At 68.5% G+C, this 14,982-nt stretch carries 14 protein-coding genes and 1 pseudogene; 6 read left to right on the top strand and 9 right to left on the bottom strand.

Features of this window, described 5'->3' with window-relative positions; all coding sequences use genetic code 11:
- Nucleotides 1-2,049 (top strand): cytochrome P450, encoded by a 2,049-nt coding sequence (locus ACRB68_RS24465; protein ID WP_153536268.1) that lies wholly within the window; start codon nt 1-3, stop codon nt 2,047-2,049.
- Between the two features lie 33 nt (nt 2,050-2,082).
- On the opposite strand, the gene ACRB68_RS42560 is transcribed toward ACRB68_RS24465, so the two are convergent.
- Together ACRB68_RS42560 and ACRB68_RS24475 are read right to left on the bottom strand one after the other, a co-directional pair.
- Entirely contained in the window at nt 2,083-3,411 is a 1,329-nt protein-coding gene (locus ACRB68_RS42560) for a cytochrome P450 (RefSeq protein ID WP_153536270.1), read from the bottom strand.
- 65 nt (nt 3,412-3,476) lie between these two features.
- Nucleotides 3,477-3,962 carry a tellurite resistance TerB family protein gene (locus ACRB68_RS24475; RefSeq protein WP_153536272.1) on the bottom strand — a complete coding sequence of 162 codons (486 nt, stop codon included), beginning with the start codon at nt 3,960-3,962 and terminating at the stop codon, nt 3,477-3,479.
- 539 nt (nt 3,963-4,501) lie between these two features.
- Here ACRB68_RS24475 and ACRB68_RS24480 point away from each other — a divergent pair.
- Together ACRB68_RS24480 and ACRB68_RS24485 are read left to right on the top strand one after the other, a co-directional pair.
- Entirely contained in the window at nt 4,502-4,726 is a 225-nt protein-coding gene (locus ACRB68_RS24480) for an SAM-dependent methyltransferase (protein ID WP_328594903.1), read from the top strand.
- Between the two features lie 123 nt (nt 4,727-4,849).
- Nucleotides 4,850-5,023 (top strand): annotated as a pseudogene (locus ACRB68_RS24485) (IS5-like element ISMt1 family transposase); the annotation flags it as partial.
- A gap of 115 nt (nt 5,024-5,138) precedes the next feature.
- Here ACRB68_RS24485 and ACRB68_RS24490 read toward each other — a convergent pair.
- From ACRB68_RS24490 to ACRB68_RS24510, 5 genes are all read right to left on the bottom strand, one after another.
- Complete coding sequence (locus ACRB68_RS24490) at nt 5,139-5,957, bottom strand: class I SAM-dependent methyltransferase (RefSeq protein WP_153536276.1); 819 nt, start codon at nt 5,955-5,957, stop codon at nt 5,139-5,141.
- A gap of 502 nt (nt 5,958-6,459) precedes the next feature.
- Complete coding sequence (locus ACRB68_RS24495; RefSeq protein ID WP_153536278.1) at nt 6,460-6,627, bottom strand: DUF397 domain-containing protein; 168 nt, start codon at nt 6,625-6,627, stop codon at nt 6,460-6,462.
- Nucleotides 6,628-6,750: 123 nt separating this feature from the next.
- Nucleotides 6,751-8,169, bottom strand: a complete 1,419-nt coding sequence (locus ACRB68_RS24500; RefSeq protein ID WP_207709809.1) for a pyridoxal phosphate-dependent decarboxylase family protein — start codon at nt 8,167-8,169, stop codon at nt 6,751-6,753.
- Nucleotides 8,170-8,192: 23 nt separating this feature from the next.
- Nucleotides 8,193-9,086 (bottom strand): SDR family NAD(P)-dependent oxidoreductase, encoded by an 894-nt coding sequence (locus ACRB68_RS24505; RefSeq protein WP_153536280.1) that lies wholly within the window; start codon nt 9,084-9,086, stop codon nt 8,193-8,195.
- Between the two features lie 137 nt (nt 9,087-9,223).
- Entirely contained in the window at nt 9,224-10,042 is an 819-nt protein-coding gene (locus tag ACRB68_RS24510) for a class I SAM-dependent methyltransferase (protein ID WP_153536283.1), read from the bottom strand.
- Nucleotides 10,043-10,425: 383 nt separating this feature from the next.
- Between ACRB68_RS24510 and ACRB68_RS24515 the strand changes: the two genes are divergently transcribed.
- On the top strand, nt 10,426-10,734 hold the full coding sequence (locus ACRB68_RS24515; RefSeq protein ID WP_153536285.1) for an ATP-binding protein: 309 nt from the start codon (nt 10,426-10,428) through the stop codon (nt 10,732-10,734).
- A gap of 6 nt (nt 10,735-10,740) precedes the next feature.
- On the opposite strand, the gene ACRB68_RS24520 is transcribed toward ACRB68_RS24515, so the two are convergent.
- On the bottom strand, nt 10,741-11,265 hold the full coding sequence (locus ACRB68_RS24520) for an SMI1/KNR4 family protein (RefSeq protein ID WP_153536286.1): 525 nt from the start codon (nt 11,263-11,265) through the stop codon (nt 10,741-10,743).
- 87 nt (nt 11,266-11,352) lie between these two features.
- On the opposite strand from ACRB68_RS24520, the gene ACRB68_RS24525 reads away from it, so the two are divergent.
- Nucleotides 11,353-12,720 carry an MFS transporter gene (locus tag ACRB68_RS24525; protein ID WP_153536288.1) on the top strand — a complete coding sequence of 456 codons (1,368 nt, stop codon included), beginning with the start codon at nt 11,353-11,355 and terminating at the stop codon, nt 12,718-12,720.
- Here the strand turns inward: ACRB68_RS24525 and ACRB68_RS24530 are convergent, their stop codons facing one another.
- A complete protein-coding gene (locus ACRB68_RS24530; RefSeq protein WP_328594706.1) occupies nt 12,721-14,289 on the bottom strand; it encodes a GMC family oxidoreductase in 1,569 nt (522 codons plus the stop codon).
- 79 nt (nt 14,290-14,368) lie between these two features.
- On the opposite strand from ACRB68_RS24530, the gene ACRB68_RS24535 reads away from it, so the two are divergent.
- Complete coding sequence (locus ACRB68_RS24535) at nt 14,369-14,962, top strand: cob(I)yrinic acid a,c-diamide adenosyltransferase (RefSeq protein WP_153536292.1); 594 nt, start codon at nt 14,369-14,371, stop codon at nt 14,960-14,962.
- Nucleotides 14,963-14,982: the final 20 nt, after the last annotated feature.

Below are 14,982 nucleotides of genomic sequence, written 5' to 3' on the forward strand. Positions count from 1 at the left end.
ATGAATGCTGAGCATGCTCAGTCCGACTCGTCCTCCGATAAGCCGTGGAGTCCTGTACAGCTGCTGCACGAGCTGGTCTCGGACAAGGGGCGCTGCGATCCCTTCCCCGTCTATGAGCGGTTCCGGGCTCTGGGGCCGGCGGTGAAGGTGCCCTGGGGAGGGTTCCTGGTCACCTCCAATATGTTGTGCCGCGAGGTGTTGACCAGTAAGGACTGGCTCAACGTTGATCCGCGATGGCGGAGCGCACACACATCCGGTTCGGCGCGGGCAGGGGTCGACTTCGTTGAGAACACCGTTTTGGCGGCGAACGCTCCCGAGCACGCTTCGCTGAGAAAGAGCTTTGACGGATTCCTGCCCACGCGGATGGCGCAGGGGGCGCGTCCGATGATCACGGATTTGGTGCATCAGGGCCTGGACGCCTTCCAGGCGCGGCTGGCGGCGGAAGGCACTGCCGACTTCGCCGAGCTGATGAGCTCGTGGCTACCGACGGCGGTCGTGTGCAGCCTGCTGGGGCTGCCGCGCACCGACGAGGCCATGCTGCGGCAGATGAGTCATGACATGGCTTATGTCCTGGACTTGTCGCCAGACGCGCACAAGCTGCGCCGCGCCGACTGCGCTGCCTTGATGTGGGAGGCGTACTGGCGGTATCTGCGGACAGAGCCGCGGTCACGGCTGCCCGAGGATGGAGTGCTGGCCCGATGGCTGGACTCCGGGGACGCCGCCGATCTTGACGAACGACGCGTGTCGGCGATGGTCGGCGTGACGATCGTAGGCGGGCATGAGACTACTGCAGGCCTGCTCTCGAACGGTTTGGTCGCGCTGCTGCACCATCCCGAGCAGGCCGCATGGCTACGCGCGCACCCTGACTGCGCGCCCGCCGCGGTGGAGGAGCTCCTGAGGTTCGTGTCGCCGGCTCAGTTGATCACCCGCTATGCCGCGTGTGACACGGAACTGGGCGATGAACCGGTCAAGGCCGGGCAACTGGCCCACGCGGTTCTGGCGGCCGCCAACCGCGACCCGGAGGTCTTCGCCGACCCCGCTCAGCTCGACCTGTCCCGCAAGCCCGGCAGGCACCTGGCGATGGGGGCGGGAGCCCACTATTGCGTGGGGGCGACACTGGCCCGGCTGGAGGCCGAGGTGTTGTTCCCCCTCCTGCTGGAGCGGTGTCCAGGGCTCGCCTTGGCAGGCGCTCCCGTCTACAGCGACAATCTCGCCTACCGCGGCGTGCTGTCGATGCCTTTGCGCGTCGACAGCGCCGTGGCTCCCGCGGGCGCGTCCGGACACCTGGCCAGGCTTGCGGACGCGGCGACAACGGATGAACGCGTCGTCAGCAGTACCGACGGGCCGGTGCTCACGGTCACCCTTAATCGACCTGACAGCGGCAATAGGCTGGACGCGGCGATGCTGGCCGGGCTCTACCGCGTGTTCGACGGGGTTGCCAGCCGCAGCGATATCCGGGTCGTGGTCCTCGCGGGCGCCGGGACGACGTTCGGCGTCGGCATCGACATCGCCGAACTGAAGCGGCTCGCCAAGTCAGATCCGGCGCGGATCCGCGAGATCACAGAGCAGGCCGACCGTGTCTGCAGCGCCATTCGCGCTACTCCGCAGATAACCATCGCCCGGGTGCACGGTCACGTGGTGGGGGCTGGAATCGCGCTTGCGGCCTGCTGTGATCTGCGGATCGCGGCTGACACCGCCTCCTTCAGGCTGCCCGAGATGACCATGGGGATGCCGATGGCCTGGGGCGGTGTCCTCAGCCGGCTGATCGCCGAAATGGGGACTGCGCGCGTCCGGGAGATGGTGCTGTTCGGTGACCGGGTGGACGCCGCCACCGCTCGCCGCTACGGGCTGGTCCATCAGATAACGGGCGAGGACGAACTCGAGCGCACCAGCCAGAAGCGGGCGCGGCGGCTCAGCCGCAAGAACGCCGCTGCCATCGCCACGACGAAGAAGCTCCTCAACGCATTGGAGCCTTCTTATTCCAACGTCGATGCGGAGGTCCTCGCGGCCGCGTTCCTGAGCGGCCAGAGCCCTAGGCAGGCGAGGTAGCAGCCGCCGTAGCGCCATCTCTCACCGAAGTGCTCAGCCGGCGCCTGCGACTTTGAACCTGCTGAATCCGCGGAAAGCGAGGCCGGGGCGGTATTCGACGTCGGTCACCTGCAGCCCCTGGGGGAACAAGTCGAACAGTGCCTCCAGGAAGACCTGTGCTTCCATCCGAGCCAATTGCGCACCGATGCACAGGTGAGCGCCGTACCCGAACGCCAGGTGGTCGGTCTCGTCGCGCCGTACCTCGAAGCGGTCGGGCTCATCGAAGATCGCCGGATCTCGGTTGGCCATCGCATGGAGGATGTAGGCAAGCTGACCGCGCCGGAACGGGTGTCCGCCGATGAAGGTGTCGTCCAATGCCACCCGGGTGTCCAAAAGCGTGGGCGACTCGAACCTCAGCGTCTCCTCCACCGCCCGGGGGATGAGAGCCCGATCGTGGCGGAGCAGGGCGTCTTGATCTGGATACCGGTGCAGCAGATACACCAGGTTGGGAAGCAGGAAAGAGGTGGTCTCCCAGCCTGCCGTCAAAAGGATCACAGTGATGAGGAAGGCGATGTCGTCAGGGTGGTTGTTCTCCTGGCGGCGCAGTTTCGCAAGAAGTCCCCGGGGCGCGGCCTCGGCACCGTGCAGGTAGTCATGCAGGACCGACGTCGCCTCGTCGGCTTTGCGCAGTACCGAAGGGGACGGCGAGATCTCGTGGCAGGAGGCGATGTCAACCGCCCACTGCTGCAGCATATCGGCATCGCCAAGATCGAGCCCGAGCACTTCGCAGACCGCGAAGACAGGCAGCCGGTCGGCAATCGCACAAGCGAAATCGGCGTCGAGAAGCCCGGCCCTGAACCGGTGCAGTTCCCGGTAGGTGATCTCCGCCAGCGCCGCGCGGCGACGCTCGATCGCTCTTCGCGACAGCGCAGGGATCATGCACCTGCGATGCCGCTGGTGATCAGCGCCGTTCAAGCCGAGCGCGGTACCCAAGAACGCGACCCGGCTACGGTGCGTCCGCCATCCCTGCAGCCGCGCATCCGACCAGTCGGCGTCGATGACGCCCCACTTTGCGCTCTTCAGCACCTCCGCGCAGGGCTCGTACCCGGTGACCAGCACAATGCCGTCGCTCCCCACCAGCACGGGCCCTTCTGCCGCCAGTTCCGTCAGCAGCGGATACGGATCGCGACGCGCGCGGGGATGCTTCAAACCGATCAGCGCCCTGGACGCAGAGAACTTCCTCGATGTTCCGGCCGCACTCGAACGAATCCTGTCCGAGCTAGCATGGTCTTCTTCGGGAAGCTGGTCTGGCGCTTCGTTCGGCATACTCCTACTGCCCTTCGACCGAACCGGATGTTGCACATCCAGATCGCCGATCGCCACCGTTTGAGAATCACGGGTAACTGGATCCGAGCTGCCCTCATCGATGGAAATTACGAGTCGGCCGATCAGTAAGGCCTTTTGCTGATGTCGGGCCACATCAGCTTGGTGCGCCGCTCTTGCATACGCACCTCTTCCTGGTAGTACTCCACCCAGTCGTCAACGACTTGATCGTCATGCCCGAGCAGCCTGTTGGCTTTCCGGATACGGGCCAGTTCGCCGGGCTCCAGCTTCCCGTCGGTCGAGCAGGCACGGATCGCGTCATAGATGAGGACCCGGCTGCAGGCGGTGGCGGCTTCGCTCTGCGACAGGATCGACTCAAGCGACTCCTGTCCGTCGTATGCGTCCAAGGTCTCGATCAACTCTTGGGGGCTGCCGAAGGCGGCGAAGTAGCCTTTGACCCATTCGCGCTGCTCCTGTGAGATCTCTCCGCCGCCGGCGGCGCAGGTCAGGAGCGCCTTCCCGTACTGCTCCTTGTCGTGGACAGTCGGCTCGGTCTCGAAAGACCAATCCTTCCGGAGAAGCCATGCAGAACCGAGTTCTTTGACGTCCATTCGATCTCTCCCTGGATCCCGCGAAGATTTCCCATCTCTCTAAATTATTTACCTGTCATCCACCAATGTCACCCGACAGACCCAAAGATCTACCAACAATCTTCCCGCCTTCTGTATCGACCCACAATGAAATGAGTAATATAGCGGCGGGCAACCGGTCAGCTTGAATATCGGCTGCCCCACCTCCCGACTCACTCCGATTTAACGTAAATCGCATACTGGTTCGAACGGATGCGTTGCGCCGAGAACCGCGTCGGAAAGGTCGAAGTCCAGCAGGTGACCTGCGCCAAGCGCGGTGGCCGCAGACCGTGGGTGCCGCTGTGGTGGCAGGACTTGGGCGGCTGCGACCACGCCGACGCTGTCAGCGTCGGACCACTGGAGGGCTGTTCCCTACCCGCCGCCTCATCTGCGAGAACACCCGCACCTGGCGCGGCACCTGTCACCGACCGCCTCAGGATCAAATGCTCGCTCAGAGCTCCTAGCAAAATGATCACTACGGCCTTGGCTGTGACGGGCTGGCGGTTTGCTCCTTCTCTGTTCTGGGCGACGCCCCCGAGTCCGTCGCGCTGGAGAAGCAGCTCCTGGAGCAGCTCGGCACCGGCCGCGTCCGGACCCCGGAGGAACTGGCCGCCTTCTTCGACGGCCTGGAGATCCTGCCGCCCGGCCTCGTCCCGCTGCCGCTGTGGCGCCCCGAGCAGGCCATCCTCGACGCCAGCACCATCGACGTCCGCTTCATGACGGGCGGTGTCGGCCGCAAGCCCTGACGTTCACGCCGACCCGGTCCAGGGGTGTGTCGCACTCCCCGGACCGGCGAATCGAGTGAGGCGACTCAGGCATCGCCTCCGATCCGGCCGGACGCAATGTCATGGCCGATGGCGCCTATCAGCCGGGTCCGCCGCGGCTCGCGCGGTGGACGGCCACCGGCCTTCGACGCCGAGATCTACAAACGTCGCAACGTGGTGGAGCGCTGCTTCGACCAGCTCAAGCACTGGCGCGGCATCGCCACCCCCTACGACAAGACCGCCGAGTCCTACCAGGCCGCCCTACTAAGGTGGCGGTGAACTTTGACGACAGAACCTAGGCTTTCGCGTGCTTCGTCTCGCGAGGGGGCGTGGCGTCCTCCGGCCGTGACGGGCGGCGGGCGCGCCCAGGGCCACGGCGGGAACGCCAGGCGTTTCAGGTGGATGCCGGCGGGCGGCGGGCGGTGACCGTCACGGTGGCGATGCCCAGGTCGAAGAAGCCCGGGTCGTCGAACTGCGCGAGGGCGGTGTCCGCGTCGTCCTCAGACAGCTCGGGCAATTCGAGCAGTTCCGGCCAGAGCTGCTCGATGGTCAAGCGCCAGAACCTGGCCATCGCCGAGCCGGCACTGATCGGAGGGCAGGCGGCGCTCATAGAGGCCTCGACGAGCCCGGACTCCGCGATCAGGGTCGGCAGGTTGCGCGCCCATCGCGCGTCGTGGCCGAAGCTCCGGCCGAGCGCGGCGAGCACCCCCAGGCTGGTGCGGCGGAAGCAGTCATGGGGTGAGGACTCGAAGGGGAATAGGGCGGACTCTTCGAGGACCAGCCAGCCTCCGGGTGCGAGCCACTGGATCATCCGGCCGAGCACGGCATCCCGGCTCGGCAGGTGTGGCAGGAGGAAGCGGGTGTGGATCAGATCGAAGGAGGACGGCGGGAAGTCGTCGCTGGTGACGTCGTGGCGCAGATACCGCAGGTTCGGGCGCTCGTCCTCCTCGATCAGGTCAAGGTCCAGGTCGGTGGCGGTGACCGACCCCTTGGGGAAGCGGTCCGCCAGCCAGCGGGCGACCGACCCGGTGCCCGCGCCCACTTCGAGGCACCGCGCGTCCTTGCCGACGGGAACGGCGGCGAGGGTGGCGAAGCTCGCCGGATCCAGCGCCTCCGCAAGCGCGTCCACACGCTCCTTTTCGATGGGGTCGGCCTCTCCGTCGTCGCCGTGACTGAAAATCTCGTCACCGTACTTTTCACCGTTGTCACCCATGAGCCGCTCCTTCCCTGGAGGGGGTGTCCCTTGTGCTGTGCGGATCACCGAATACGGAGCATCGGCCCTGTTCCATAGATCGGCGCCAGAACACGAAAGGAAAGGCCCGAAATCCCGGTTTCCGGGCGACGGATTTGCCGGATCGGTGTCCCGTTCGAATGGAGCCGAGATGCGGTGCTCCTCGAAGCATGACTAGCCGCAGCACGCACCCTTAAACCAGTCAGGAAAGATCGAATAATGATCTTTTCTTGCCTCTCGAAGAGCGTCCGATCTTTTATGCCCCTGCCGGCTTTTCGTGATGCCGAGGACCTGCTCGAACGAGACTCAGGGCTTCCGGGGTGAGCGGCGCAGTCGTTGACGCTCCCGCCGGCCACTACCCACGCCAACACAGCCCGCGGCCAGCAACGGCCGAAGAGAGCTTGCGGGTCGGCCCGCCGCGGAACCGGCCGAGCGCTCGCCGGGTCGGGGACAGGCCCTTGACGGACGCCGCCGGATTTCGCGCTTACAGGTGGTTGCCGATCGCCGCCCTGAGGGCCGCACGGTCGAACACCAGATAACCGTTCTCAGGTGCCTTGCTGTCCCGGACGATCACCGCATCGCGAGTCGCGGCCAACTCGACGCAGTGGCCTCCCTGGTCATCACTGCGCCTGGCCTTACGCCAAGAGGACATCCGCTCCTCATGCCCCGTCTCCTACCCGTGCCGTACCCGAGCTACCAGCCGGCACCGCCAACGGCTGTTCCTGCACTCCTCAACCCCGTACTCCAACTGGATCCCTGGTGGTACCGCTCGAGGTCAGGGCCGTGCATCGTGGCGAACGGGCGGTGATGATGCGCCGGCCTGCTCGACGGCGTGAATCATCTGGGTCAGGGTCGCCGTGTCGGTGTTGGGAGAGATGAGCGTGGCGCGGAGCCAACGCTTACCGCCGATCACCGATGAAGCCAGGTGAAAGGTTCCGTCGTCCATCAGGCGGTCTCTGATGGTGACCTGGTCGGCGTCGCTGCCCCGGTGGCGGAAGCACACGATGTTGAAGTCGGGCTTGGTCAGGACTTCGAACCCGTCACGGTCGGCGAGCAGGTCCCAGAGGAACAGGGCGTTGTGGTGGCAGTCGCGGACGTAGCGGGCCAAGCCGCTCTCGCCGTGCCAGGCCAGGGAGAGGAACACCTTCAGGCCCAGTTCGGCTTTGGAGCCTTCGATGGTGTGGGCCATGAGATCGGGGCCGGGGCGGGTCCCGTAGAACAGGTAGTCGGCTTTGAGGCCGGGCAAGCCGTCGAGGTCCTGGCGACTTCTCATCAAGAGCCCGGCAGCCAGCGTGGACGTGCGGAGCATTTTATGGGCGTCCCAGGTGACCGAGTCGGCCAGCGCGATGCCGTCGAGATGCTCCCTCAGGTTCGGGTCCAGGAGTGCCGAGCCGCCGTGGGCTGCGTCGACGTGCAACCAGACATCGCGTTCCCGGCAATGGTCCGCGATCTCACGCAGGGGGTCGTAGAGACCAGTGGCGGGGGCGCAGGAGTTGACCACGACCGCCAGGATGTTGCTTCCGGCGTGCCGGTGGGTGTCCATCGTCGCGGCGGCGATCGGGGGGCGTACCCGGCCCAGCTCGTCGACCGGGAGCGGATGGACCGCATGGGTTCCCAGTCCCATGATCGACGCTGCTCTGGCGACGGACACGTGCGCCCCCGGCGGCGCCAGGATGACCGGGGAAGGGGGGTTGCCGTGCTCTTCCGCGCCAGGGAACGCTCGTGCACGTGCGGCATGCAGGGCTGTCAGGTTGGCCAGCGAACCGCCATGCACCAAAACCCCACCCGACTCTGGTTCGGACCACCCGATCTTCGACAGCATCCATTGGACGACCTCGAGTTCCGCCGCTACCGCCGCGGCCCCCATCTCGTGCAGTGACATGGCGTTGTTGGTGACCCCGTGCACGAGGTCGGCGATGGCGGCGCCGGTGGAGGGCACACCGCATTGGTGGGCCATGTAACCGGGGTGGTGCAGCCGGGTTCCTTCTTGGAGATAGGTCTCCAAGAAGGAACCCAGGGTTTGCGGTGTCATCCCCCCGCGCGTGATCCAGCCGGCCAGCGACATGAGCTCTCTGAGCTGGTCGGGTGATTTCCTGGACACCACGGGCCCATGACCGGCCTGCATGTCCCGCAGGTGAGCCGCCAAGACCGTGGCGGCCTGCTCGACGGCCTCCTGGAATTCTTCCGGTCGCATCAGAAATTCGCCTGCTTCCGTTCCTATCCGGCGGTGATCAAACCGGGATGGGCACCAAGGCCCATGGACGCGTCGATCACCGCCCCGTGCAGTACTCCGGCCACCGGAGAGGCCAGGAACCAGAGAAGACCAGCGATCTCCTGCGGTTCGATCAACCTTCCCCTGGGCAATCGTGCGATGAGCCGCTCGGCCTCGGGCCCAAGGAGCGGATCGAGGGTGGACTTGCGGAACATCGGGGTGTCGACGGCCCCCGGGCAGACGCAGAGCACATCCACGGGCGCATGGGACAGCTCGGCGGCCCACTGCCGGGCCAGGAACGCCAGAGCCGCCTTGGACATGCCGTCGGAATCACGGAACCCAGGAAACGCGGCGATACCGCCGTCGACCGAAGAAACCAGGATGATCTTCCCGAACCCGTTCTCGATCATCGCGGGCAGCAGCGCCTGCTTGAGCCACAATGGCCCCAGGCAGTTGATCCGGATGAACATCTCATCCTGACTTTGCGGGGTGCCTGCGGCGTCCTCAACGGTCTTGGAACCCACGGCGGCGTTGTTGATCAGCACATCGACCCGGCCGGGAAGCGCGGCCAAGAGCGCCTGGTGGCCGGCCGGATCGCCCTGGTCGAACGCAAATGCCCGCGGCGGCGGGCATCCGCGGCCGGTCAGTTCGGCGATCAGTTGCTCCGCCCGGGCGCGGCCGTGGTGGTAGGTGAACCAGACCGTGTCGCCATGCTCAGAAAAGACCCGTACCGCCTCAGCCCCGATACCCGATGAACCACCCGTGATCAGTACATTCCTGGCATTGAGGCCGGACGGTCGATGATCTGGCTGCGAAGATAGGGCGCTCTGCGACTGCCCCCGGCGCCGGGCGAGTCCCCGATCATCTTGATGACCAGATCCAAGTGATCCCTCTGCCATGCCTGTACCTCCGAGACAAAATTCGCCCCGTCACAAGAATCCATTTCCAATTGTGTCCTCCGCGCACGCCGACGCTCACCTACGTCGAAACACGCCCTAGGCCTTCTCGTGTGGAGGCGTGTCGTTCTGCGGCCGTTTCAGGTGGATGCCGGCGGGCGGCGGGCGGTGACCGTCACGGTGGCGATGCCCAGGTCGAAGAAGTTCGGGTCGTCGAACTGCGCAAGGGCGGTGTCCACGTCCTCCTCGGACAACTCGGGCAGCTCGATCAGTTCCGATCTGAGCTGCTCGATGGTCAAGCGCCAGAATCCGGCCATCGCCGAGCCGGCACTGATCGGAGGGCAGGCGGCGCTCATGGACGCCTCGGCGAGCCCCGACTCCGCGATCAGGGTCGGCAGGTTGCGCGCCCACCGGGAGTCGTTGCCGAAGCGCTCGGCGATCACGGTGAACACCCCCAGGCTGGTGCGGCGGAAGCAGTCATGGGGCGAGGACTCGAAGGGGAACAGGGCGGACTCTTCGAGGACCACCCAACCTCCGGGCGCGAGCCATTCGATCATCCGGCCGAGCACGGCGTCACGGCTCGGCAGATGCGGCAGGAGGAAGCGGGTGTGGATCAGGTCGAAGGAGGACGGCGGGAAGTCGTCGCTGGTGACGTCGTGACGCAGATACCGCAGGTTCGGGCGCTCGTCCTCCTCGATCAGGTCAAGGTCCAGGTCGGTGGCGGTGACCGACCCCTTGGGGAAGCGGTCCGCCAGCCAGCGGGCGACCGACCCGGTGCCCGCGCCCACTTCGAGGCACCGCGCGTCCTTGCCGACGGGAACGGCGGCGAGGGTGGCGAAGCTCGCCGGATCCAGCGCCTCCGCAAGCGCGTCCACACGCTCCTTTTCGATGGGGTCGGCCTCTCCGTCGTCGCCGTGACTGAAAATCTCGTCACCGTACTTTTCACCGTTGTCACCCATGAGCCGCTCCTTCCCTGGAGGGGGTGTCCCTTGTGCTGTGCGGATCACCGAATACGGAGCATCGACCCTGTTCCGGACGCCCTCTCGCAGTCGCGGCCTGTTTCGATGATCGGTACCGAAGCGCGAGGGGAACGGCTCGAAATCCCGGTTTCCGGGCGACGGATTCGCCGGATCTTCGTCCCGTTCGAGCGGAGCCGAGATGCGGTGCTCCTCGAAGCATGGGTAGCCGCCACAGACGCCCTTAAACCAGGAAAGAAAGATCGAATAATGATCTTTTCCTGCCCCTGGAAGAGCGCCTGATATTTTATGTCCCTATCGGCTTTTATATGATGCCGAGAACCTGCTCGAACGAGGCTCAGGGCTTCCGGGAGGCCGGCGCACCCGTGCGGGGGTGGCGGCCCGGGGCCGCCCGGCCCGCCGCGGGACTCGCGTGCGAGCTGGCCACCAACGCCCTCAAGCACGCCGCCCTGCCCAGCGAACAGCTCCTCGTCTCGCTCTACCTCACCGACGACAGCCCCGTGGTGGAGGTCCGCGACGGCTCGGGCGAGCCGCCGCGACTGCAGGGCTTCGACGACGAGTCCACCTCCGGACGCGGCCTGGCCATGGTCGACGCGATGGTGGCGTCCTGGGGCCACGAGCGGCTCGCCTCCGGCGGCAAGTGCGTCTACGCCGTCCTGCGGACCTCGGCCTGAGCCGGCTCAGCGGCAGAGCTTGCCGAGGTCCTCGCTGAACGTCGGGAACTCGGCGCGCGCCTCGGCGAGGATCTGCCGGGCGGGGCGGCGCGGGGTCGTCGCGTGCCGTTCGGCGATCGCGGTCAGGGCCGTGTTCGGCGTCCCCTCCACGGCCTTGAACTCGGTGGCCTCCATCGGGCCGACGCCGTCGGCCAGCACCCACAGGAAGTCCGACAGGTTCCCGGCCACCACGCCGTTCTCGCCCTCGGAGCCCAGGAACACCACCGGCTGCGCGGCGAGGGGGCGTCCCGGCCGCGCGAGCCAGATGGCGGCGAGGCCGCCCGTGCCGTCCTGGCCGAACACCCGGTAGGCGTCGCCGTCGAGGTCGGGGTTGCCGGTCCAACTGCGCAGCCAGTCGGTGGTCTCCTCGGCGGAGTCGAAGGCGTCGTAGGGCTCGAAGTCGATGTCGTCGCCCTCGCCCCGGTAGACGAACTCGACCTCGGCCACGTCGGCCAGGGCGGGCGGGAAGCGGCGGTCGTCGGTCTGGCTCATGTGCGCAGACTAGCCAGGCCCTCCGACAGGGGTGCTAAGGTCTCGCCTCGATAGTCAGTTGGAAATTCCAACCCACTTGGAGTGGTGATGAGCCGTCTCGACGCGCCCCCGGGCGTCGCCCCCCGCACCCGCCTCGGCCCCGTCTTCGCCGTGGTCACGGCCGGGGTCGCCATGTCCAACCTCGACGTGTTCATCGTCAACGTCGCGCTCCCCCGCATCGGCGCGCACTTCGACGGCGCCCCGCTCGCCTCCCTCTCCTGGGTGCTCAACGCCTACGCCATCGTGTTCGCCGCCCTCCTGGTCCCCGCCGGCAGCTTCGCCGATCGGAGCAGCCCCCGCCGCGCCTACCTGGCGGGCATCGCGGTCTTCACGCTGGCCTCGGTGGCGTGCGCCGCGGCGCCCGGCGTGTGGACGCTCGTCGCCGCGCGCGTGGTGCAGGCCGCCGGGGCGGCGCTGATGGTCCCCTCCTCGCTCGGCCTGCTCCTCGCGGCCGCCCCGCCGGAGCGCCGGCTGGGCGCCGTGCGGGCCTGGACGGCCGTGAGCGGCGTCGCGGCCGCGCTCGGGCCCGTCGCCGGCGGCGTCCTCACCGGGCTCGACTGGCGCTGGGTCTTCCTCGTCAACGTCCCCATCGGGCTGGCCGCGCTGGCCGCCGGGCCGAAGGTCCTGCCCAAGGTGCCCGCCAAGCAGGACGCCGCGCGCCCCGACCTGCTCGGCGCCGTCCTGCTCACCGCCGCCATCGCCGCCCTCGCGCTCGGGCTCGTCAAGGCCGGCGACTGGGGTTGGGGCGCGCCGGAGACGATCGGGACGCTGGCCGCCGCCGCGGTCCTGACCGGCGCGTTCGTGCTGCGGTCGGCCGGGCACCCCGCGCCCGTGCTGCCCCTGGCCCTGCTGCGCATCCCCGCGTTCGGCCCCGCCGCCCTCGCCAACGTGCTGTTCGCGGTCGCCTTCGCCGGGATGCTCCTGTCGGCGGTCCTGTGGTGCCAGCAGGTGTGGCACTGGTCGGCGATGCGGACGGGCCTCGCCATCGCCCCCGGCCCCCTCATGGTGCCGTTCTTCGCCGTCGGCCTCGGCAAGGCCGGCCGGCGGTTCGGCCCGCGCGTCCTCGCCGTCTCCGGCTGCGTCGCCTTCGGCGCCGGGATCGCCTGGTGGTACGCGCGGATGGAGGACGGCTACGCCGCCGGGATGCTGCCCGGCATGCTGCTCACCGGCGTCGGCGTCGGCCTGACGCTGCCCACGCTCATCGGCGCGGGCGTCGGCGCCCTCCCGCCGCAGCGCTTCTCCACGGGCTCGGCCGTCGTCACCATGGCCCGGCAGGTCGGCACCGTCCTCGGCGTCGCGCTGCTGGTCCTGGCGCTCGGGACGCGCGGCGACTTCGACCGCGGCTGGCTGGTCACCCTCGCCGCGACGGCCGCCGCGCTGGTGGCGTCGGCGGCCGTCGGGCGCCCGAAGGCCTGATCAGCCCGCCAGCGGGGCCCGGCCCCGGACCAGGTCCGCGGCGCGCTCGGCGATGGCGATGGTCGGGGCGTTGGTGTTGCCGCGCGGCACCGCCGGCATCACCGAGGCGTCCACGACCCGCAGCCCGTCGACGCCCTGCACCCGCAGCTCGGTGTCGACGACCGAGCCCATCGCGCAGGTGCTGGTCGGGTGGAACAGCGTGGCGCACTCGCGGCGCACGTACTCGGTGATCGCCTCGTCGTCGTCCGCCTGCTCGCCCGGCGCCCACTCGCCGCCGGTCAGCGCCGCGAGCGGCCCCGACGCGGCGATCTCGCGGGCCTGCTTCACCCCGGCGACCAGGATGTCCAGGTCGGCCTTGTCGGCCAGGTAGGCGGGGTCGATCAGCGGCTTGGCGTGCGGGCTGGCCGAGCGCAGCGTGAGCGACCCCCGGCTGGCGATCGCGACGGCCGTGGCGAACACCGACAGCAGCCGCTGCGACGGCTCGACCAGGCCCTGCTTGAGGAAGCCGGTCGGCAGCACGTGGTACTGCAGGTCCGGGGCGGGCAGCCCGTCCACGGTGCGGACGAACCCGCCCGCCTCGGCCACGTTGGAGGCGAACGGCCCGCGCCCGAGCGCCTGGTAGAGCGCGAGGTTGCGGGCCCCCGCCAGCTCCCACAGGCTGCGGTGCCGGGGCGTGGCGAACATGACGTTCACGAACGGGTGGTCCTGCAGCCCCTGCCCGACGGGCGAGTCGACCAGCACATCGATGCCGAGGGAGCGCAGGTGGTCGGCCGGGCCGACGCCCGACAGCATGAGCAGCTGCGGGCTGTTGACCGCGCCGCCCGACAGCAGCACCTCGCCGTCGGCGCGCGCCTCCAGCGCCTCGCCGCGCACCTCGTAGCGGACGCCCACCGCGCGCCCGTCCTCGATGATGACGCCGGTGGCGAGCGCGTCGGTGACCACGGTCAGGTTCGGCCGGGCGAGCGCGGGCCGCAGGTAGCCGACGGCGGTGGACCAGCGCTTCCCGCGCTTGTGGGTGACCTGGTAGAAGCCGACGCCGTCCTGCTCGGCGCCGTTGAAGTCGGGGTTGGCGGCGAGGCCGAAGTTCTTGGCCGACTGCACCCAGGCGCGGGACAGCGGGTGCCGGTAGCGCAGGTCCTCCACCCGCAGCGGGCCGCCGATGCCGTGGTAGGGCGACTCGCCGCGCTGCTGGTCCTCGGCGCGCTTGAAGTACGGCAGCAGGTCCTCGTAGCCCCAGCCGGCGCAGCCGTAGGAGTCGCGCCAGGTGTCGTAGTCGTGCCGGTGCCCGCGGATGTAGATCATCGCGTTGGTGGACGAGCTGCCGCCGAGCGTCCGCCCGCGCGGCCAGTACACGCTCCGCCCGGCCGCGTGCTCCTGCGGGGTGGTGGCGTAGTCCCAGTCGTAGGGCCCCTTGATCAGGGACGCCACCGCCGCCGGGATGTGGATCTCGGGGGCGTCGTCGGGCGGCCCCGCCTCCAGCAGCAGGACCCGGGTGCCGGGGTCCTCGCTCAGCCGGGCGGCGAGCACGCAGCCCGCGCTGCCCGCGCCCACGATGATGTAGTCGTACACGGCCGCTCCCGGGATGGTCGAAAGTAAGTGGAACCCTACCGAAGCCTGTTCTGGATACCACGGCGTTAGGGTGACGGACATGGCCAAGAACAGGGAGAACCCCGTCGTGCTGTCCCGGATCTACACCCGGACCGGCGACGACGGCAGCACCGCGCTCGGCGACATGTCGCGCACCGCCAAGACCGACCCCCGGCTCGCCGCCTACGCCGACGTGGACGAGGCCAACTCCGCGATCGGCGTCGCGGTCACCATGGGCGGCCTGCCCGAGCCCGTGGTCGCGGTGCTGACCCGGGTGCAGAACGACCTGTTCGACGTCGGCGCCGACCTGTGCGCGCCGGTCGTCCCCGACCCCAAGTACCCGACGCAGCGCATCGACGCCTCCTACATCGACCAGCTCGAAGCGGCCTGCGACGAGTTCAACGGCGATCTGGAGCCGCTGCGCAGCTTCATCCTGCCCGGCGGGACGCCCGGCGCCGCGCTGCTGCACGTCGCGCGCACCGTCGCGCGCCGCGCCGAGCGCACCACCTGGGCCGCGATCGAGGCGCACGGCGACACCGTCAACCCGCTGACCGCCCGCTACCTGAACCGGCTGTCGGACCTTTTGTTCATCCTCTGCCGGGTCGCCAACGCCGGCCACGGCGACGTCCTGTGGAAGCCCGGCGGCGACCGCTGAGGTAGGGCTAACCCCACCCC

The sequence above is a fragment of the Actinomadura macrotermitis genome (assembly GCF_009604375.1).
Taxonomy (GTDB): Bacteria; Actinomycetota; Actinomycetes; order Streptosporangiales; family Streptosporangiaceae; genus Spirillospora; species Spirillospora macrotermitis.